The organism is Acidipila sp. EB88 (assembly GCF_003858395.1).
GTDB lineage: Bacteria > Acidobacteriota > Terriglobia > Terriglobales > Acidobacteriaceae > EB88.
This window is the reverse complement of the sequence record NZ_QWEV01000005.1, coordinates 2,710,536-2,730,104: the sequence shown is the minus strand read 5'-3', so window position 1 is coordinate 2,730,104 and position 19,569 is coordinate 2,710,536. Positions and strand designations below refer to the sequence as shown.

At 64.7% G+C, this 19,569-nt stretch carries 16 protein-coding genes and 1 pseudogene; 7 read left to right on the top strand and 10 right to left on the bottom strand.

The features are described from left to right. Positions 1-100: 100 nt before the first annotated feature. Positions 101-1,309 carry a pyridoxal phosphate-dependent aminotransferase gene (locus tag D1Y84_RS11920; protein WP_124848831.1) on the bottom strand — a complete coding sequence of 403 codons (1,209 nt, stop codon included), beginning with the start codon at positions 1,307-1,309 and terminating at the stop codon, positions 101-103. 177 nt (positions 1,310-1,486) lie between these two features. Next, complete coding sequence (locus tag D1Y84_RS11915) at positions 1,487-2,641, bottom strand: oxalate decarboxylase family bicupin (protein ID WP_124848829.1); 1,155 nt, start codon at positions 2,639-2,641, stop codon at positions 1,487-1,489. Positions 2,642-2,669: 28 nt separating this feature from the next. Here D1Y84_RS11915 and D1Y84_RS18665 point away from each other — a divergent pair. Next, positions 2,670-3,329: pseudogene (locus D1Y84_RS18665) on the top strand (TrmH family RNA methyltransferase); the annotation flags it as partial. 481 nt (positions 3,330-3,810) lie between these two features. Further along, positions 3,811-5,010 carry a cation:proton antiporter gene (locus tag D1Y84_RS11905; protein ID WP_233581364.1) on the top strand — a complete coding sequence of 400 codons (1,200 nt, stop codon included), beginning with the start codon at positions 3,811-3,813 and terminating at the stop codon, positions 5,008-5,010. 353 nt (positions 5,011-5,363) lie between these two features. Here the strand turns inward: D1Y84_RS11905 and coaD are convergent, their stop codons facing one another. From coaD to rpsD, 4 genes are all read right to left on the bottom strand, one after another. Beyond that, the gene (coaD, locus tag D1Y84_RS11900) at positions 5,364-5,864 is read right to left on the bottom strand and encodes a pantetheine-phosphate adenylyltransferase (protein WP_124850106.1); all 501 of its coding nucleotides are present in this window, start codon (positions 5,862-5,864) and stop codon (positions 5,364-5,366) included. Between the two features lie 36 nt (positions 5,865-5,900). Beyond that, positions 5,901-7,181 (bottom strand): hypothetical protein, encoded by a 1,281-nt coding sequence (locus tag D1Y84_RS11895; protein ID WP_124848825.1) that lies wholly within the window; start codon positions 7,179-7,181, stop codon positions 5,901-5,903. 105 nt (positions 7,182-7,286) lie between these two features. Beyond that, positions 7,287-7,517, bottom strand: a complete 231-nt coding sequence (locus tag D1Y84_RS11890; protein WP_124848823.1) for a hypothetical protein — start codon at positions 7,515-7,517, stop codon at positions 7,287-7,289. A gap of 2 nt (positions 7,518-7,519) precedes the next feature. Next, positions 7,520-8,143 carry a 30S ribosomal protein S4 gene (gene rpsD, locus D1Y84_RS11885; RefSeq protein WP_199726400.1) on the bottom strand — a complete coding sequence of 208 codons (624 nt, stop codon included), beginning with the start codon at positions 8,141-8,143 and terminating at the stop codon, positions 7,520-7,522. 335 nt (positions 8,144-8,478) lie between these two features. On the opposite strand from rpsD, the gene D1Y84_RS11880 reads away from it, so the two are divergent. Next, positions 8,479-9,624 carry an SGNH/GDSL hydrolase family protein gene (locus D1Y84_RS11880; RefSeq protein ID WP_233581363.1) on the top strand — a complete coding sequence of 382 codons (1,146 nt, stop codon included), beginning with the start codon at positions 8,479-8,481 and terminating at the stop codon, positions 9,622-9,624. 179 nt (positions 9,625-9,803) lie between these two features. On the opposite strand, the gene recA is transcribed toward D1Y84_RS11880, so the two are convergent. Both recA and D1Y84_RS11870 read right to left on the bottom strand, forming a co-directional pair. Then, positions 9,804-10,880 (bottom strand): recombinase RecA, encoded by a 1,077-nt coding sequence (gene recA, locus D1Y84_RS11875; RefSeq protein WP_124848821.1) that lies wholly within the window; start codon positions 10,878-10,880, stop codon positions 9,804-9,806. Positions 10,881-11,108: 228 nt separating this feature from the next. Further along, positions 11,109-12,650 (bottom strand): FAD-dependent thymidylate synthase, encoded by a 1,542-nt coding sequence (locus D1Y84_RS11870; protein WP_233581362.1) that lies wholly within the window; start codon positions 12,648-12,650, stop codon positions 11,109-11,111. A gap of 104 nt (positions 12,651-12,754) precedes the next feature. Here D1Y84_RS11870 and D1Y84_RS11865 point away from each other — a divergent pair, with 104 nt between their 5' ends. Both D1Y84_RS11865 and fabG read left to right on the top strand, forming a co-directional pair. Beyond that, positions 12,755-13,795 (top strand): YqjF family protein, encoded by a 1,041-nt coding sequence (locus D1Y84_RS11865; RefSeq protein WP_233581361.1) that lies wholly within the window; start codon positions 12,755-12,757, stop codon positions 13,793-13,795. 124 nt (positions 13,796-13,919) lie between these two features. After that, positions 13,920-14,693 (top strand): 3-oxoacyl-[acyl-carrier-protein] reductase, encoded by a 774-nt coding sequence (gene fabG, locus D1Y84_RS11860; RefSeq protein ID WP_124848817.1) that lies wholly within the window; start codon positions 13,920-13,922, stop codon positions 14,691-14,693. Between the two features lie 11 nt (positions 14,694-14,704). Here fabG and D1Y84_RS11855 read toward each other — a convergent pair whose 3' ends face one another. Beyond that, complete coding sequence (locus D1Y84_RS11855; protein WP_158615436.1) at positions 14,705-15,667, bottom strand: YihY/virulence factor BrkB family protein; 963 nt, start codon at positions 15,665-15,667, stop codon at positions 14,705-14,707. 487 nt (positions 15,668-16,154) lie between these two features. Between D1Y84_RS11855 and D1Y84_RS11850 the strand changes: the two genes are divergently transcribed. Then, the gene (locus D1Y84_RS11850; protein WP_124850102.1) at positions 16,155-16,511 is read left to right on the top strand and encodes a helix-turn-helix domain-containing protein; all 357 of its coding nucleotides are present in this window, start codon (positions 16,155-16,157) and stop codon (positions 16,509-16,511) included. Here the strand turns inward: D1Y84_RS11850 and D1Y84_RS11845 are convergent. After that, on the bottom strand, positions 16,421-17,482 hold the full coding sequence (locus D1Y84_RS11845) for a rhomboid family intramembrane serine protease (protein ID WP_124848813.1): 1,062 nt from the start codon (positions 17,480-17,482) through the stop codon (positions 16,421-16,423). The genes D1Y84_RS11850 and D1Y84_RS11845 overlap by 91 nt on opposite strands. 193 nt (positions 17,483-17,675) lie before the next feature. Between D1Y84_RS11845 and purH the strand changes: the two genes are divergently transcribed. Further along, the gene (purH, locus tag D1Y84_RS11840) at positions 17,676-19,364 is read left to right on the top strand and encodes a bifunctional phosphoribosylaminoimidazolecarboxamide formyltransferase/IMP cyclohydrolase (protein ID WP_124848811.1); all 1,689 of its coding nucleotides are present in this window, start codon (positions 17,676-17,678) and stop codon (positions 19,362-19,364) included. The last annotated feature ends 205 nt before the right edge of the window (positions 19,365-19,569 follow it).

The window sequence follows — 19,569 nt, the reverse complement described above, 5'->3', positions numbered from 1 at the left end:
ATCCAGTGTGGATCCCCACAGCTCCCGAAAGCCTGCAAGCGAGAAGGCGCGGCGCTGTTCCGCTGCCGCGCCCGGTTCTGGCTGTTGTTGCATCTCCGCTTTAAGCGAGCGTTGCAAACCACTCGCGCATCCGCTTGGTGCCTTCTTCCACCGCGTCGTGAGACACAGCGTACGAAAGCCGGATGTGTTCATTGGTCCCGAAAGCCTCGCCCGGAACCGCGACCACGCGCGCCTCGGTCAGCAGGCGCTTAGCCAGCTCGATCGTGGTCGCCGGTCCGCCGGGCCTGCCCAGGTACTTCGCCACGTTGGGGTACACGTAAAACGCTCCCTCAGGCTTAGTGCAGGTGATCCCCGGGATCTCCGCGAGCCGCGCCAGGATGCGGTCGCGCAGCTTCTGGTAGTCCGCGCGCATCTCGGCCACGCAGGCCTGCGAGCTGGTGAGCGCTGCCACCGAGGCCTTCTGCACAAACGTCGCCGTGTTCGAGGTGGACTGCGACTGCAGCTTGCTCATCGCCGCGATGATTGGCTTCGGCCCCAGCGCGTAGCCGGCGCGCCAGCCGGTCATGGCGTAGGTCTTCGACAGCGAACCCATCACGATCACGTGCTCTTTCGCCTCCAGGATCGACGCGCCCGAAACCATCTCCCCTTCGAACTGGAGATACACGTAGCACTCATCGATATACAGGTAAATGCCTCGCTCATGCGCCATCCGCACAATCGCGAACAGGTCGTCCTTTGCAATCACCGACCCCGACGGGTTCGACGGCGTGTTCAGGATGATGGCCTTGGTGCGCGGCGTGATCAGCGATTCAATCGCCTTGGCCGTGACGCGGAAGTTCTCGCTCTCCGCAGTCTCCAGGAACACCGGCACACCGCCCGCGTACTGCACGATGTCCTTGTACGACACCCAGTACGGCACAGGGATGATCACCTCGTCGCCATGCTCGATCAGCGCCTGCGTGAGGTTGAAGATCGCGAGCTTGCCGCCGGTCGTGAACACGGCTTCATCCGGCGCATAGTTCGTGCCGAAGTCCTCCGCATGCCGCTCCACGATGGCCTTGCGCACATCGGGCAGGCCCTGCACCGCGGTGTAGCGGGTGAAGTTTTTCTCGATCGCGTCGATCGCGGCATCCTTGATATGGCGCGGCGTGGCGAAGTGCGGTTCGCCGGCGCCAAAGTCCACCAGCTCGACCCCCTCGGCCTTGAGGCGACCGGCTTCGGCCGTAATGGCCATCGTGGCCGACACTTCGATGCGATTGATGCGGTCGGTGAACAACTTGCGGGCAGTGGCTACGGCAGAAGCACTCATACCGCCTAGTTTTTCAGATTTCACCCGTCGCGTGTAGTCCTTGCGAGATTTCGCTGCCGGGTCGCCGGCGGAAATCAACCGAGGTAAGTTCCTCAATACCGCCACGCACCCTGTAGACGCGCGATCTCGACTGCTTCTGAACGCCTGCCGCGCGCCTCGTCACTCGCAGGCATCCCGCTACGCGCGAAACACCGGCTTCTTCTCCTTGACCAGTGCAGCCAAAGCCGCGTCACCCAGGTGCAGGTGCGCCTGCACCAGTTCGGGCGGCGTCAGCGCCATCCACTGCTTCAGTGACACATCGGCATAGCGAGCCGAGCGAAACAGTTCCAGGAAGCGCACCGGGGTGTCGCCGATGTTCTGGATGTAGTGGCCCATCGCGAACGGCACATAACCCACGTCCCCGGCCTGGTAGTTGAAGGTGCGGGCCTTGCCGCCCGCCGCGAAGACCGTCATCCGCGCTTGGCCCTGGATATAGTACTGCCACTCGTCGTTGGTAGGGTGCCAGTGCATCTCCCGGATCGCACCCGGCTCGAGCTCCACCAGCGCCGCCGCAACTGTGGTCGCTACGGGAAAGTTCTGCGAATCGGTTACCCGCACGGTGCCACCCGGCGTCCTGATCGGTGCCTGCGCGAGCATCCTGTGGCTGAACTGCATCGGCGAAGGCCCCTGCGGAGACTCCACCTGCTGCGTCGCAAGCGCACCCGGCACTTTGCCTGGAAAGATATACAGCTCCTTCGCCGGAATCTTCTCGAATTCGCTCGCGGCCACCCCGAAGTTGGCCGCGAGCACCTCTTTCGGCGTGTGTGCGAACCAGTCCGTGATCAGAAAGGTGCTGTTCTCCGAGAACTCCCCATCATCGAAAACCAGCAGAAACTCGCAGCCATCCCCCAGCGCCTGGATTGAGTGCGGAATGCCCGAAGGGAAAAACCACAGGTCGCCGACTGCCACGTCATCGGCAAAGTTCTGTCCATTCTGGTCAACCGTGGTGATGCGCGCCGAGCCGACCAGCATATAGGCCCACTCTGCTTCCTTGTGCCAGTGCATCTCGCGGATGGCTCCGGGCTCGAGCCGCATGTTTACCCCTGCCAGCGTCTTGGCCACCGGCAGCTCGCGCACCGTAACCTCGCGCGCCCACCCGCCCTTTTCCAGCCGGTTGTGCGCGTCCGAGAACGAGAAGCGCAGGTTCGGAATCGTGCCGTGATCAGTCGATGGCGGCCGCAGCACGTCCGGGTTCTGGCGATCGCGCTCCACGTTGCGCGGCCCCGGATCGTCAGCGCCTTTACCGTCCTGGTGTGGTTGGGGAGTCTGGGTGAGCAGATCGTGCAGCGACATAAACGTGTGCTTCCTTTCCCTGCCTAGGATGCCGGTATTTCGATCTCGTTTTTGCACTTCTTCAAAGTGCGCACAGCATCCCTCCCCTGCTGCCAGCAGCGGGAGACGACGCCACGCCCATGTTGCCGGCAGCAGCAGAAGCCGGCGCGCCGGCGCTGCACGCTACACTAAAGCCTTGCCAGACGACACCAATCCGACTCCTTCTGACCCCCAGCCCCTGGACACCCGGTCGCTCGACCGCCTCTCGGTCGTACTCGTCTCGCCCCGCAACACCCTCAACATTGGGGCAGTGGCCCGAGCCATGAGCAACTTCGGAGCCATGGACCTCCGGGTGGCTCACATCTTCTACAAGGACTTCCGCTCGGCGTCATCGGCGGTCGGGCCCTCCGCGGCCCTGCTGCGCAATGCCCGCGAGTTCGCCACCACCGCCGAGTCGGTGGAAGACGCCCAGTTCGTCGTCGGAACCAGCGGCGCTGCCTCCGACAAGCCCTGGCTGCAGCCGCTGGAACGGCTCGAGGTCGGCGCCGCCCGCATGCGTGCTGCGCTCGACAGCGGTCAGAAAGTCGCCCTGCTGTTCGGCTCTGAGAAGTTCGGCCTGTCCAACGACGACATGAGCCACTGCCACCTGCTGGTCCGCATTCCTACCCGGGACGAGCACCCCTCCATGAACCTCGGCCAGGCCGCCGCGCTGTGCCTCTACGAGCTGGCCCGCCTCGATCCGCCGCAGGCCACGCCGCTCGAACCCGTGCACAAGCCACAGCCACCCTGGGAGCTGCCGCAGAACTTTCCCCGCGACAGCAACCCCGGTGCGCCGGCCGCGGCGGAGTCGGTGGAGCGGCTGACTACCCTGCTGGAGCAGGCACTCGTGCTCAGCCAGTACCCCGGCATGGGCTCACCCGCACGCACCCGCCAATTGCGCACCCTGCTGCGCCGGCTCCGCCTGGCCGACCGCGATGCCGGGCTGTTTACCGGCTTCTTGCGCCAGATGCTCTGGAAATTACGCGGCGGCGAGACACAAACCACTGCCCCGATTCCTCCGGAATCGCCGCTGAATAAGCTTCCCGGGCGCGACCGGCTCCCACCTCCGTGGTACATAAGAAGGAACGCGAAATCCCACATCCGCCCGTTGCGAGACCCGATTGAACCTGCTGCTGCTGCAAATCCCGGTTGTGATTCTTGTCACGCTGGTCTGCGCCTGGATCGCGCGCCGGCTGGGGCAGGCGCGGGTCATCGGCGAGATCGTGGGCGGCATCCTGCTGGGCCCATCGGTGCTGGGGCGCTTTGCACCCACCTTCAGCCAGCACCTTTTTCCAAAAGCCTCCCTTGGCGCCATGGAAGAGCTTTCCACCGTCGGACTCATCCTGTTCCTGTTCATCGTCGGCATGGAGCTCGATGATCGCCAGCTGCGCCAACAGCGGTTCACGGCCCTGGCCGCCAGCGGCACCAGCATCGTGGTACCTTTCCTGGCCGCGATCCTGCTGGCTCACTCGCTGCGGGAGCGGTTTGCGCCGCACGGCATCGGCTCTGTTCCGTTCGTGATGTTCCTGGGCATCAGCATGAGCATTACGGCATTCCCGGTGCTGGCGCGCATTCTTGAAGAGCGCAACCTGATGGGCTCGCCCCTGGGCACCACCGCCATTCTCTGCGCCGCGGTCGATGACGTGGTGGCGTGGCTGCTGCTGGCCGTAGCCCTGACCCTGGTCGACGTCCATGGCACTCCGGGTGTGCTCGCCCTGCACTTCGGTATGCTCATCGCTTATCTGGTCTTCATGCTCGGGGTAATGCGCCCGCTGGCCACCCGCATCGTGAAGCGCCGCAACAACCCCGAGCTCTCGATCGACCTGCTCGGCATGGCCCTGGTCTTCCTGTTCGCCTCGGCCGCGGTCACTGACTGGGCCGGCGTCCATCCCCTGTTCGGCGCGTTCATCGCTGGTGTCTGCTTTCCGCGGGTGGAACAGTGGCAGCAGGCCATCCGCGCACGCGTGGACATGCTCACCTCGGTGCTGCTGTTGCCCCTGTTCTTCGCGCTGACCGGCCTGCGTACGCGGCTTGACCTGCTCAACGACAGCACCACGTGGCTGTGGGCGGGCGTTGTGCTGCTGGCTGCGATCTTCGGCAAGGTGGGTGGCGCGGTGCTGGCCGCCCGTTGGTCCGGGCAGAACTGGCGCGCGGCCCTGGCGCTTGGCGCCCTGCTCAACACCCGCGGCCTGGTGGAACTGGTGGTGCTCAACATCGCCTACAACGTCGGCGCATTCACCCCCACGCTGTTCACCATGCTGGTCGTCATGGCGCTTGTGACCACCATGTGCACCACGCCGGCGCTGAACTTCCTCAAGGTGCGTGGCACCGAGATCAAAGAGCCGGCATAAGCGGCGCTTTGACGCGTCAGGTTGCTCGCGCCTGGCCCCGAGAACATCCAACCACGTCGCTGGCTCTGCAACAAACGGATCCCATCCCTTGCTAGGGTTCGTAAATCCCGCCGTCAATTTTCACCTTGGCACACCAGAAGCAGTGAGCGATATCCCTGCCAGGCGCAAGTGCAGCAAGGTCGAGCCGGCGCCAGCGATGAAGTCCCATGCGGCAAAGCAGACCACAGGGTCCGGCGGCCTCGTGCTCGCGATGCGGCCAGAGCCGGGCTGCCTGGGCCAGAAGTTCACGTTCGATTCCATCTGTATTGTGGCCAGGCACGAACCCTCCGGCTTCCACCATTCCGGGCCAGGAACTAGGCCGGCGAGTCGCCCAGCTCGGCCCGGCGCTGCAAACGTTCGATCACCATCTGCGGCACCAGCCCTGCAACCGACCCGCCGGCGCGAAACACTTCCTTCACCAGCCGCGAACTCACATACGAGTACTGCGCATCCGGCATCAGGAAGATCGTCTCCACGTCCGGGTTGAGCCGCCGGTTCATGTGCGCCATCTGCAGTTCGTACTCGTAGTCCGAGATCGCCCGGATCCCGCGCAGTACCGCGTGCGCGCCCCGCTCCCGTGCAAAATCCACCAGCAGCCCCTCAAAGGTGGCCACCTCGACATTGCCGAGGCCGCCCGTGCCTTCCCGCAGCATCTCCACCCGCTCCGCGACGGAAAACAGCGGGTTCTTGGCCGAATTGCGCAGCACCGCTACGATCAGGTGATCAAACAGCTTCGCTCCCCGGGTGACCAGGTCCAGGTGCCCATTTGTGACCGGGTCGAAGGACCCGGGATAGATCGCGGTGACTGTATGCACGGCGTTGAGTGTAGCAGGCACCGGTGGACATGAACCTCAAGCCGGCGGCCACGTGGCGGCCAGCTCCTGGTACAGGTAGCGCGCACGGCCGGGCATCGCAATCTGCTGCACGTCTTTGTCTTTGGGCGAGGCGAGCAGCCACCAAGCCACGGGCGCTTCGGTGGCGTCGAACCCGGCATCACGCATTAGGGCAAGGCTCACACGGCCCCGCTGCTCCTCCGCGTGACGGACTGCGGCAGCAGAGATGCCGTGGTCCGCGGAAGCAGCCAGACCGATAAGGGGAATGAAAACGCCAGCGGCCGTGAGTGTCGCCCGCGAAGCTACGATCCCAGGTGCGGCTGGGATCTGCCGCAAAGTCTGCTTCTCGAGTGCGCCGGCGATATTGTCGGCGAGCACCGCTGCCAGCTGCGCGTCGCTCCTGAGCCGGGCCACCACCTGGTACGGCACAAGGATGATCCCGTTCGGCAGTGTCATGGCATCCCGGACATCCCGCTCATCCACCACCTGGAAGAGGAAGTGGATCTTGGTCGGATCGCTTTCGGGCAGCGCCTGCTGGTACGCGGGGATGAGCCTGGCGCCCAAGGCCGCGACCCGCGCCTGCATTGCTGCGTCCCCATAGGCGGGGATGCGTTTTGCATTCAGTCCGACCAGTGACTTGCTCAGGTAGTTCTGTCGATTCTCCTCGGTCGTGGCAGCTGGATCAAAAGTCCACTTGGCCCGGATCTTCGCTTCGAGCGGCTCCACGGTGTTCGGCACGAAGTCGGCTGTATCCGCGACGACGGTCCCATCCCGCTCCTGCCGGCCGGAGTACTCAACCCAGACGTTGGTGCGCATGCCGTCCGGGCCGGCAAGTGGCCCGTCGAAGCTGCACCGCGTGGCGGGGGTCACCCGAATACGGTAGCCATCAGCGCGAAAGGTCCAGTTGCTGTGCGCATCCGCCGGCAGTGCGTCGATAATAGCCAGCCCGGACACCCTTTGTTGCCGCGCGTAATCGACTTCAATCGCGGCTGCCTCGATCTCCTGCCCGTGTTTGCGAGACTTTCCAAAGATCTTGACGTCCTGCCCGAGCAGCATCTGGGTGCAGCCGGCTACCGGTTGCAGCAGATGCTCGCCCACCCGCACCGTGGTCGTCCGCGCGCCGCACAGAACATCCTTTCCCTCCACCTGGAAATGCTCCGGCGTGCCGGCGAGGGTCACCACGCCCAGCGTGGCAGGCGGGGTGTCGGGGATCCACTGCGCACGCAGTGACGGTGCCGAAGCAAGGCACAGGAGCACTGCTGCCGGGAACGAAAAGGCATTGCAAGAAGTGGGAAACATGTCTCGGGAAGACTATCGAATGGCCGGTGCGCCGCCCACTTTCTTCCTCATTCCTCCGGTGACCAAAGAGTGCCATCCCTCGGAACCAGACTCGCCGCCCCACGCTCAGTGCACGGACGACTCCCCGCCAACCGGTACGGGCGCGGGGCGCACCAGCGGGGAGTGCGCCGCCTCCATGCACATGCGCAGCATCTGCACGAAGGCCTCGGGCGCCAGCCGCAGGGTCACCGCGCCCAGCGTCATCTGCAGCACGCCGCAGGTGCAGATCGAGATCTCCCCGAGACCCTGTTCCCGTGCCAGCACCAGGTTTCCATCGCGCTCGTTTTCGCATGCCATCGTCACACCCCTCGCTTGGCGTAGTACTCCGCCACCTGGTTCGCGTTGAACTCGAACGGAACATCGCCAACGCCCGGCATACCCACCAGCTGGCCTTGGGTGTTGACGCCCTCGTCCACAAACCGTAGGAAGTGCGGCAGGTTTAGACGGGGCCGGCTACGGGCATTCTCAGTCATCTCGCCCGCGGCAAACGCCGTCAATGCCACCACATCGCCCGGCCGTACCACCACGCTGCCGATGTTGACTAGCCGGCCGTTGAGCGTCACGTGGCGGTGCGAGACCAGCTGCTTCGCCGCAGCCATGCTCCGCGCGAAGCCCAGCCGGAACACCACATTGTCGAGCCGGCGTTCCAGCGAACTGAGCAGGGCCTGGATCCAGCTGCCGGCATCGCTGCCCGTCTTGGCCATGCGCACAAACCGGCGCAACTGCTCCTCGCGCAGGCCATAGTGAAACAGCAGCTTCTGCTTCTCGCGCAGCTGCACGCCGAACTCCGACAGCTTTTTGCGGCTGCTGCGGCCATGCTGACCGGGTGGATAGTTCCGCTTCTCCAGTGCGCCTTCCTTGCCCAACCCGGGCAGCTCCATGCCCAGCGCACGCTGCATCTTGAACTTGGTACGATTCGCCACGATTCCTCCGCCTTGTTGCTGTGTCCGCACGGCAGCACCCTTGATCAGGCGCCGCAACAAACACAGACTAGAATGGTCGCTGTTTAGAAGAAGCTCAAAAACAGTGGCCGGCAAGATTGCGACTTGAATGGTCGCAATTTGCTGCTGAACGGGAAGGAGGCGTTCTCCGGAGAGAGGCACCAGCAAGCTATGGCGTGTGGACTTACCGGCCATGGCCGCGTGACGGCCGCGGATCACGGGTCCAGACGCACGTATACACCGAAGCTGCTTACCCTTGGCCCGGAAAGCGATGCGAGTGACTTCGAGGTCCCGCCGCATTTTGTATGCTCGAGCACATGCCAGTCCAGACGCGCTGCCTCGGTTTACCGCACCACCTCATGCTTGCCGCATCGACGCTTCTTGCCCTTCCCGCCCTCGCAGCCGTGCCAACGGCGCACAAGGCTGCGATGACGCCGCCCCTCAAACCACTGCCCATGCTCATCGGGGGCCGTGTTCTCACCACGCAGCAGGCAGCCCCGGGGAGCAAAGCAGCGAGCGACTACAGCGCGCAGTGGCCGGGAGCCTACTACCGCGCGGCGTTCAAGGGCAGCGCGGTCTTTTTTGGCGTCGGCACAAACAACGAGATTCTCCACATCCTGGTGGATGGGCAGCCGACTCCGCCGCTGAGCAAGCCGGAGCCAGGCGAGTACGCCATCGATGGACTCTCTGAAGGCCCACATACCATCAGTGTTCTGGTGGCCACAGAAAGCCAGTCAGCGCCAAACCACTTCGGCGGGTTCGCGATTCCATTGCGAGAAAAGGCGTTGGCCGTCCCACAACGGCCTCGCCAGATCGAGTTCATCGGCGACTCGCACACGGTCGGCTACGGCAACACCTCTCCCCGGCATCAGTGCACCCAGGAGGAGATCTGGGCCTTGACCGACGACACCCAGGCCTTCGGGGCGATGACCGCGGCGCACTACAACGCTGACTACCAGGTCAATGCGATCTCGGGGCGGGGCGTCGTGCGCAACTACAACGGCTTCAAGGGGGACACGCTGCTCGAGGCTTACCCGTACACGCTGCTGGACCACAAGCAGCCCTACCAGGACGCGGCCTGGAAGCCGGGGGTCATCGTGATCGCGCTCGGCACCAACGACTTTTCCACGGCACTCAATCCCGGCGAACCATGGAAGACCCGGGACGAACTGCACGCCGACTACGAAGCACACTACGAGCGCTTTCTCGCGCAATTGCGGGCGCGCAATCACGACGCGCGAATCATCGTGTGGGCGACGGATGTAGCAAATGGGGAGGTGGAGGCCGAGGCGCAGAAGGTAGTTGACCACCAGCGCAGCGCGGGCGACCAGCATGTTACGTTTCTTCCGATCAACGGACTGAGTTTCAGCGCCTGCGATGGCCACCCGTCCCTCAGTGACGATGCGGCGATCTCGGACAAGTTGATCCACCGGATCGATGCCGAGGAGCCACTCTGGCCGTGAGCGCGGCCTCCTGGCCAAGCGAAACCGAAAGACTCAGGCTTCGGTAGGCTGCGGACCGTGCCGGTACCGGCGGAATACCCGGGGCTACATGGCTTGCAACTCTGCAGCCTGACAATCGGCCGAAAAAAGGCAGGTGAGACATTGCGTCTCACCTGCCTTTTCTTTTCGCCTGTGACTCGCTACTGCCGCCGGGAGGGCCGCACGACTTCCTGTGCAAGCAAGGGACCATCCACCGGCACTTCCGGAATCTCGGCCGCTGCCGCAGCCCCGGCGATGCCGAGTTTCTGCCGCACCGCGCTGTCGATCCGTCCAAACACTTCCTTGTTGTCCTTTAGGAACTGCCGCACATTCTCGCGACCCTGGCCAATGCGCTCGCCCGAGTAGCTGTACCAGGCGCCCGATTTGTCCACCACGTTGTGCGTGACGGCCAGGTCCAGCACGTCGCCTTCGCGCGAAATGCCTTCGCCGTACAGGATGTCGAACTCGGCCTCGCGGAATGGCGCCGCGACCTTGTTCTTTACGATCTTGACCTTGGTCCGCGATCCCACAACCTGGTCGCCTTCCTTGACCGCCGCGATCCTGCGGATATCCACGCGTACCGACGAGTAGAACTTCAATGCGCGGCCACCGGTGGTGGTCTCCGGATTGCCGAACATCACGCCGATCTTTTCGCGGATCTGGTTGATGAAAATCAGGCACGTGCGCGACTTCGACACCGTACCGGTGAGCTTCCGCAGCGCCTGCGACATCAGGCGGGCCTGCAGACCCATGTGAGAGTCGCCCATCTCGCCGTCCAGTTCAGCCTTGGGCACCAGCGCCGCCACCGAGTCGACCACGAGCACGTCCACCGCATTCGAGCGCACCAGTGCTTCCACAATCTCAAGCGCCTGCTCGCCGTAGTCCGGCTGCGATACCAGCAGGTTGTCGATGTCCACACCCAGCTTCTTCGCGTAGGTCGGATCCAGCGCATGCTCCGCGTCGACGAACGCCGCCAGACCACCCAGCTTCTGCGCCTCGGCGATGATCTGCAACGTGATCGTGGTCTTACCGGAAGATTCTGGCCCGAAGATCTCGATGACCCGGCCGCGCGGCACACCGCCCACGCCGAGCGCCGCGTCAAAGGAGATGGAGCCGGTAGAGATCGCGGCGATCGGCAGCGTGTCCTTGCTGCCAAGCCGCATCACCGAACCCTTGCCAAACTGTTTGTCCAACTGTGCAAGTGCCGCTTCAATTGCCCGGGACCGATCTTCAGCCACGCTGTTTCCCCCAAATAGTTGACGCATGTATCAAGCCTTGACGCACTCCCAGGAGCGAGAGCACAGCGCAAGAGAACCTGTCCTGAATCGATACAGAGGCTGTCCCAAGATTACCACCCGCACCCTGAAAAAGGCGAAGAAAACACAAACATCGCCGCAGGTCGATTCACCATGGTCATAGCGCTCCCATTTCAGGAAAACGCTGCGCCCGGGCTACTCACAGCCGTCTCAGCGCTTCAACAGGTCAGCCGCGGTTTCTACCGGGCTGACGCGGAAATGCCGCGCAAGTCCGGGATGCTTGCGCGCTACCGCCTGGTACATCTCCCATGCCACGCGGCGGTAGGACAGGTGCCCCTGCGGGGCCGATCGCAGCTCGGCGATATAGAGGGCCTCGGCAAAGTCCATGCGAAACAATGCGCGCGTCCGCGTCGCCAGGGGCAACAGGTACTGCCGGGCTTCCGCATGCGGCCCCACTGTCCAGGCAGGCTGGTCCCCTGCCACTCGATCCCCGGCCAAGTCTGCAGCCCGGTCTGCGTCAAACCCGGCAACCGCTTCGGCCGAGGCGGCCATCGCGCGGGCAAATACCGGCGCAAGGCTGCCCAGCCCGTCAGGCGTTTCCCAGCCATGCTCCCCGGTGAAACCCTGCAGCAGCTGCACACAGCGACGGTGCCGGTGCATATCGCGAAAGCCGCCAATATCCATCAGGATGTCGAAGCGCATGCGCTGCCCTGCCGTGAATTCACGCAGCAGTTCGTCGTGGCGGCCACGCTCCCGCAGGCCCAGGTCGATGATCTCGTCCCGCTTCGTCTCGCTCAACGCTGCCACGTGGTCGCGCAGCTGCCGGTAGGGGTAGCGGCTGGCGGGGTACAACAGGCTCGCCGCCAGGTCGACCTCGAGCGCGTCCGCGTCATCCACCAGGTCCACCAGCGGCGCGCTCGCAACCGGGGTGTCGCCCATCAGCGCTGCCGCTGCCTCGGCCATCAGTGCGCGTGTCTCGATGGCATACCGGTTCGGCACCGCGTACTTCACCAGCGTTGGCGCAACACGCACCTCGCGCCGTGCTTCAGCCCCGGCGGACTCATCCGCATGCAGGGGATTCCACGCCACGCCGCCGGCCGCCTCCCGCAACTGTTCCCCCAGGGCACGAATCTCGGCAAGCGGGCTCGACAGCAACCGCGACACCTGCGTTTCCAGCGTGCGCGCATTCACAATCTGCCCCAGCGAGGTGTTTGCCGCCAGCGGCAACAGGTAGCGCGCCACGTCAAAGGCGCGCGCCCGCAGCGTCCGCTCAAATGACTCCTGCTTCATCTCTGCGGGACGCTCCGTGTTTTCTCGCAGCTCGGCAAACACACCGTCGGAGACCTCGCGATAGCTCCCAAACTGCGACCGCACCGCGTCGTCATACCGCGTAGTGTCGGCCGCTTCGAGGAACCGCGGCGTGTACCAGCCGCTGCGCTCGAAATCCTGGTAACGGGTCGAGCGCTCCTGCCCATCCCAGCGCTGCTCGTCGACCAGCACAATCGCAGCCAGCAGGGAAAGCTGCTCCACCGCGAATGCCAGGTGCGCCAGGTCCGCAATGGAGCGGTGTCCATATTGAAAGTAGAAGGTGTTGAGAAACTGCTCGGCACGCTGCGCGCTGATCTCGCGCAGCGATTCCTTGAGCGAAAGCGCCGAGCGGGAGTACTTCGCCATGGCGTAAGCCAGCACTTCCGGGTCGGCGCCATGCACCGCGTAGACCTGGGTGCCGGTGCGCTTTTGTTGTGAGTCCATCGGCATCCAGCATACCTTTCGAGGTGCGGCAGGTTCCATCGCCATTTGCGACACCGACGCTTCGCCCCGCCATAGCGCCCCTGGGTAGGAGAGAATAGAGCCGTATGCCGGACCAACGCAAACCCAGGCCGGTCGCGGTCCCCGACTCGGCCGGCAACTACCCGTGGCGCCCCGAGGCATCCGACCCTGCATCGCTGCACGCAGCGGGCGCCGGAGTGGTTGCTGCGCCCGGTGCTTCCTTCAGCACCATCGCGGATCCGGCGAAAGCCTCGCCAGCAGCCAACGAGCCGTCCTTGCCGGATGTGCTCCGGACCACCGACCATCGTCCGGGCCCGCTGCCCGACCGCCCCTGGGCCATGCAGCAGCGGTGGAACGACCTGCTCTTCGCGCACTGGCCCATGCCGGCTGCCGCCATCGCCCCCACGCTCCCACCCGACCTTGTGGTCGATACCTTTGACGGCTCCGCGTGGCTCGGCGTCGTGCCCTTCGGCATGGACCGCATCCGCATCCACGGTCTGCCCTCGGTGCCCGGCGCCCGCTCGTTCCCGGAACTGAACCTGCGCACCTATGTCCGTGAACGCGGCACCAACCGCGCCGGCGTGTACTTCTACTCGCTCGATGCCAGCAATCCCCTGGCCGTGGCGGTAGCTCGCGCGGTATTCCACCTGCCGTACTTCTGGGCGAAGATGCAGATGCAGTACGGCCCGGAAACCGGGCGATCCCGGCAGATCATCTACCGGAGCGAGCGCCTGCTTGGCACTTCGCGGGCAGGCTTCTCCGCGCAATACCGCGGGCTTGGGCTGATGGCCCAGGGGCCGCTTGAGCACTTTCTTACCGCGCGCTATGCCCTCTACACCGCGGACCGTCGAGGCACCCTGCTTCGCGGCGACATCCATCACCTTCCCTGGCCGCTCGAACGCGCGGAAGCCGAGTTCGAGCGCAACGACCTGCCTGCCGCGCACGGGTTCACGCTGCCGCACTGCGCACCGGTCCTGCACTACTCACGTGAGCTCATGGTGTACGTATGGACGCTGCAGCACGCACGTCCCGGCCGCTCCTTCGCGCAGATCCTGCCCCAGGCCAAGGCGCAGCCTTCGCCCGTGGGCAGCCCCATCGCCGGCTCCGTTTCTGTGCAACACCCCTGAGGGTTTTCGTGGCAGCCGGGCAGCCGGTCGCCGCGTGGTCCGCGTCCCGTGGCACCCGTGATCGGGCGGCCCGGCCTCTATACTGGGGCGATCCATCCTGCCCTTAAGAAAGCGAGCACCTTCGTTGCCTGATTCCGTTGCCTCCGCCTCCGCTCTCCCGCTCCACGGCAAAATCGCCCTCGTTACCGGCGCCTCCCAGGGCATCGGTCGCAGCATCGCCCTGGCGCTTGCTGCCCAGGGCGCACGCGTCGCCCTGGCCGCTCGCAATGTCGAAAAGCTGGAAGCAGTGGCGGCCGAGATCCAGGCAGCAGGCGGCGAAGCCCACCCCTATGCCATCGACGTCAGCAGCGAGGCGTCCATCAAGGACGTCGCAAAGACCTTGGTGTCGACTTACGGACAGGTCGACATCCTGATCAACAATGCCGGGATCACCCGCGACGGCCTGATGATGCGCATGAAGCGTGCGGACTGGGACGCGGTGCTTGAGACCAATCTCACCGGCACCTTTTTGATCACCCAGGCGCTGCTGCCCGCCATGATCAAGGCACGATGGGGCCGTATCGTTTCCATCACCAGCATTGTCGGGCAGACCGGGCAGGCAGGCCAGGTGAACTATGCAGCCAGCAAGGCAGCGCTACTGGGTTTTACCCGCTCACTCGCGCGCGAGGTAGCTTCGCGCTCCATCACGGTCAACGCGGTCGCGCCTGGCTATATCGAGACGGCCATGACCGAGGTGCTTACCGACGCGCAGAAAAACGCCATGCTGCAGAATGTGCCTTTGGGCCGCGCGGGTACTGAGCAGGAAGTGGCTCATGCCGTTGCCTTCCTGTGCTCGCCGGAAGCCGGCTACATCACGGGTCACACGCTGGACATCAATGGCGGACTGCACATGCAGTAGCCGCCACGGTTTCAGGCCGTGCCGGGTGTGCGCGCGGAGATCGTGGCGCGCTCGGCCGCGCGGGCTGGAGCGGCCACGCTGACCGCTCCAGCCAGTGCCCTCTTCTCAAGTTCTGCATTGAGCTCAGCACCGACCAGCAGCGATACCGAGATGAGATACAGCCAGAGCATCAGCACGATGATCGCGCCAAGCGATCCGTAGGTGGCGCTGTAGTTGGCGAAGTGGCCAAGGTAAAAGCCCAGGCCCAGGGATCCAACCACCCAGAACCCCACGGCGAGCGCGGCGCCCGGCCACGCCGAGCGGAAGGTGATCTTGCGGTTCGGCCCGAAGTAGTACAGCAGCATCACGTTGGTGACAAAGGCCGTGAACAGCAGGGCGTACCGGATCGGCGGCCACACCACGGCGAACACCTTGGGCACCGGCAGGATGTACGACAGGAAGTGGATAAATGGCGGCCCGGCGATCAGCACCATCAGCGAGAAGACGCTCAGTCCACCGCACGTAAAAGTCAGCAGCAGTGCCTGTAGCTTGTCGCGCCACCAGGAACGCGCGTGCTCCACGTCGACGTCATAGGCGATGTTGAGCGCCTCGATGATCGCCGAGAACGAACCGGCCGCCGCCCAGATGTAACTCAGGATGCCGATCGACAGGATGCGGGCCGGGTGTGCCGTCAGGATGGAAGTCAGCACGCTCCGTACCAGCACCATGGCCTCCGGCGGCACCAGCATCGCCATAAGTTCGAGCAATTGCTCCCAAAGGTTCGGGATCGGCAAAGCACTGATCATCGCCGAAGCTACGATCAGCAGGGGCACGAGCGATAGCAGCAGAAAGAAAGCAACCGCGGCCCCGATGGTAAGCACCCGTGTCCGCATCACCTCGTTGAACACGACGGTCGCGAGGTGAGGGAACTTCTCAACTTCGTTCGTGACCTTGCCAGTGACCCGCTTCAACCGGACTGTTGTGCTCTCACCCATATTCATCTCGTCCACTTGGTTGCAAAGTAATCGCTGGCGGCCCGGCTGCCTGGCGCGTGCATCGCAGCAAGGCAGCTCTCCTCCTGCTCTCGCCGAAAGGATTTCTCGGGGTCGAACTGCGGGAGCGCACAGGAACACAAGGATAGATGCAGTCCGCGCGCACAAAACGCAGTGCTCTTAGACGAACCGGCCCGCTGTTGGTTGTTTTTCATTGAATCAAGCAGCGGGATGCGCCCTTGCCTCGGAAAATGCCTCAGGAGGGAAGCCGCGCTGGAGCGGGCAGACTGCACGTCCTGCCTCGATGCAGGGCCGCAAGCTGCTTCAGAGCAGCTCCCTCTGCCCATTTCAGGATTGTTCAACCAGCACGCACAGAACTCTTCTCGGACGTTCCGGAAGTATGTTAGCGTTCCCTCAGTTAACTGCGAAGTAACCGCTGGGCCTGGCGGTCAGTCGATGAAAACACTACCCGATGCAAGAGGACAGCATGATGAAGATTGGGGCAACAATCCGGGGTTTTCGTTTACAGCGTGGCTTATCGCAGGGTGACATTGAGAAGCGGACCGGGCTGCTCCGCTGTTACTTGTCACGCGTCGAGAACGGCCACACGATTCCATCGCTTGAAACGCTTTCCAAGATCGCGCAGGCCATGGAGATCCCGCTGGCCCAGTTCTTCCACGATGACGCAGCGACGCACGAACTGCCGACGCAAAAGGTGTCGGATGACGAACTTCGCTTCCTGACGCAGATCCGCCGCTACTCGTCCAGCCTCAACGATGGAGACAAAAAGCTGCTGCTCGCCATGGTCAAGAAGTTCGCAACTGCCCCGGCACCTGTTTCCGCCTGAGCACCCCCCACTCTTTCCGGCATGCTGTTGAGGTAGAAGCCGCGCACCCCCGCGCACAACAACGCCAGCAGCAACGCCTCCGCAATCACAGCCAGGTTTCGCCGGCGCACAAACAGCGCCGCCGGCGAGCCCACGCGTGGCACCATGGGCAGCGCCAGCAACAGCCCGGCCACAAAGCCTCCAAGGTGCGCGGAGTTGTCGATGCGCATGGAAAAGTGCCCCAGCCCTGATCCAAAACCCAGCACAAAGTTGAGCGCGGCGAACAGGATCACGTTGGAACGCAGCGCCTTGCGATCGGCCGGAGGCAGCGGCAGCAGGCGCGAGCTCAGCAGCACGATCTGCACGCCTGCCAGCCCGAAGATCGCGCCCGAGGCCCCGGCGCCGATCGCGGCGCTGGCGCCCATATCCGCCAGGCCCGGGTGCATGGCGACGCTCAGCAGGTTACCGGCAAATCCCGTCAGCAGGTATGCGGCGATGAGCCCGCCCGCGCCGAGCAGCGGCTCACCCAGCAGGCCGAGGTTCCACAGGCACCACATATTGAGTCCGAGGTGCACCACGCCGATGTGAAGGAACATGGCCGTGATCAGGCGCCACCACTCGCCGCCAAGCAGCACATACGGGCTGTAGTTTGCTCCCCAGGCCACCAGCTGTTCCGGCTGGGGTGAGATGGGTGAGACGCCCCGCAGCAGCATGGCCACAAATACGGCGCAGTTGATGCCGAGCAGCAGGTAGGTTGCCGGTGCGCTGGCCCAGCCCTGCCGTCCGCGCCGTTTGCGCTGCGGCTTGGGCGGCAGCTCCGTGGTGGTGTCCTGCTGCCACGAGGAGCCCGCTGAAACCGTGTAGGGCGAAACCGTCGAGCCTGCCTGTGATTCGATGGTCCGGTCCAACCAACCGGCAGCCGTTCCGTCGGCCGACTGGCTGCCCTGCGTCGGCTCTGGAGGCAGCACGGTCCACTCACCCTCGGGCTTCATGCCCTTACGGTAGTCCCACCACCAGCCGCCTGCAAATGACCATCGATTCCTGCTCCCCTCGCATGCATTGTGGCTCGGCCATCACGGCGCGACAAGCAGCAGGCCGGTTCGTACAATCAAAAGCGTCTGCTCGATTGCTGCTCACCTTGTTCCCTTTTCAACCACCCCATTGCACCTGCTTCCGGAGGATTTCTTGAACGGCTTGAAACCTGTACGTCGCGCGCTCCTCAGCGTTACTGATAAAGAAGGGCTGGTACCGTTTGCCCGCGGCCTTGCGGCCCATGGAGTGGAACTGGTCTCCACCGGCGGCACCGCCCGCACCCTGCGCGAGGCGGGCCTCGCGGTGCGCGACATCGACGACCTCACCGGCTTTCCGGAGATGCTCGACGGCCGCGTCAAGACCCTGCACCCCAAGGTGCATGGGGGAATCCTGCACATCCGCTCCAAACCCGAGCATGCTGCCGCGGTTGCGGCCCACGGCATCGAGCCCATCGACATGGTGGTGGTGAATCTGTACGCGTTCGAGAAGACCGCGGCACGCGCCGGTGTCGCTTTCGGCGAGCTGATCGAAAACATCGATATCGGCGGCCCCTCCATGCTGCGCTCCGCCGCTAAGAACTTCGAGGACGTGGCCGTGGTCACCCGCCCGTCCGACTACGAGTCACTCATCCGCGAGCTTGAGCAGAACCAGGCGCAGCTCACCCGGGGCACCCGCTGGCGGCTCGCGCGCCTCGCCTTCAGCACCACCGCTGCCTACGATGTCGCGATCGCCAATGCTCTGGACAAGATCCCGGCAGCTCTCACAGCGCCGGCCACTGCCGAGCCCGCCGGCCCGGAGCAGACAACGCTCGCAGACGCCGAGCCCCCCGCGCCGGAAGCCCCCGTGCACCCTGCCGAGGCCGCACAGCCGGACCTGCCCGCCACCCTGCGCCTGATCCTGCCGCGCTCCGCCGCCCTGCGCTATGGGGAGAACCCGCACCAGCGCGCGGCTCTCTACGCCGACGGCAGCAAGCGAGGCATCGCCGGCGCCCTGCAACTGCAGGGCAAAGAGTTGTCCTATAACAACCTTGTCGACCTGGATGCCTGCTGGGACCTGACGCAGGAGTTTGCCCCGGCAAACCTGCAGAGCGCGGCCGGCCACAGTGCGGCGCACGCCATGGTCGCCATCATCAAGCACACCAATCCCTGCGGCGCGGCGACCGGCGCCACCGTGCTCGAGGCGTATACCCGCGCCTTGGCCGCTGACCCGGTTTCCGCATTTGGCGGCGTCATTGGCGTCAGCACCGAGATCGACGAGGCCGCCGCTGAGGAGATTGCCAAGCTCTTTGTGGAGGCGATCGTCGCGCCCTCCTACACGCCCGGCGCCCGCGCCCGGTTCGCGGGGAAGAAGAACCTGCGCCTGCTGGAGATCGAGCACGCCGGCGGCGCACAGGTGATCAAGCACATCTCCGGCGGCCTGCTGGTGCAGGATGCCGACCACGCCCCGGTCACCGCTGCCGACCTCCAGGTGGTGACCGCCCGCAAGCCCACGCCTGAAGAGGAGCGCGCGCTGCTGTTCGCATGGCGCGTGTGCAAGCACGTCAAGTCCAACGCGATCGTCTACGCCCGCGATGGCCAGACAGTCGGCATTGGCGCCGGGCAGATGAGCCGCGTCGATGCCGCACGCTTTGGCGCGCAGAAGGCGACCCTGCCGCTCACCGGCTGCGTTGCCGCGTCCGACGCCTTTTTCCCGTTCGCCGATGGGCTGGAAGTAGTCGCAGCCGCCGGAGCGACGGCAGTGGTCCAGCCCGGAGGCTCGGTGCGCGACGCAGAGGTGATCGCAGCCGCCGACCGGCTCGGCGTCGCGATGGTCTTCACCGGCAAACGGCACTTCCGCCACTAAACCACACCACGCTCAGGCGGAGCCCACCACAACGGTGGGCTCTGCCCGGGACCCGGAATATGCCGGGCTAGCAGACCCGACGGGACAGCTCGCCTGCTCAGGCCATAGTGACCGGCATCGCAGGCCGGGGGCAGCAGCCGGGACCTGCGCCGATGCTGTCGCCGTTCCGCCGTGTTACCTCGCGCAAATCGCCCCTAGCACGATC

Bases quoted from the DNA above. Each gene is read 5' to 3' on its own strand.
- D1Y84_RS11880 (WP_233581363.1), top strand. From the start codon at position 8,479: ATGCCAGTCCAGACGCGCTGCCTCGGTTTACCGCACCACCTCATGCTT.
- D1Y84_RS11915 (WP_124848829.1), bottom strand. From the start codon at position 2,641: ATGTCGCTGCACGATCTGCTCACCCAGACTCCCCAACCACACCAGGAC.
- D1Y84_RS11920 (WP_124848831.1), bottom strand. From the start codon at position 1,309: ATGAGTGCTTCTGCCGTAGCCACTGCCCGCAAGTTGTTCACCGACCGC.
- D1Y84_RS11870 (WP_233581362.1), bottom strand. From the start codon at position 12,650: ATGGACTCACAACAAAAGCGCACCGGCACCCAGGTCTACGCGGTGCAT.
- D1Y84_RS11845 (WP_124848813.1), bottom strand. From the start codon at position 17,482: ATGAAGCCCGAGGGTGAGTGGACCGTGCTGCCTCCAGAGCCGACGCAG.
- D1Y84_RS11895 (WP_124848825.1), bottom strand. From the start codon at position 7,181: ATGTTTCCCACTTCTTGCAATGCCTTTTCGTTCCCGGCAGCAGTGCTC.
- D1Y84_RS11850 (WP_124850102.1), top strand. From the start codon at position 16,155: ATGAAGATTGGGGCAACAATCCGGGGTTTTCGTTTACAGCGTGGCTTA.
- D1Y84_RS11855 (WP_158615436.1), bottom strand. From the start codon at position 15,667: ATGGGTGAGAGCACAACAGTCCGGTTGAAGCGGGTCACTGGCAAGGTC.
- D1Y84_RS11890 (WP_124848823.1), bottom strand. From the start codon at position 7,517: ATGGCATGCGAAAACGAGCGCGATGGAAACCTGGTGCTGGCACGGGAA.
- D1Y84_RS11865 (WP_233581361.1), top strand. From the start codon at position 12,755: ATGCCGGACCAACGCAAACCCAGGCCGGTCGCGGTCCCCGACTCGGCC.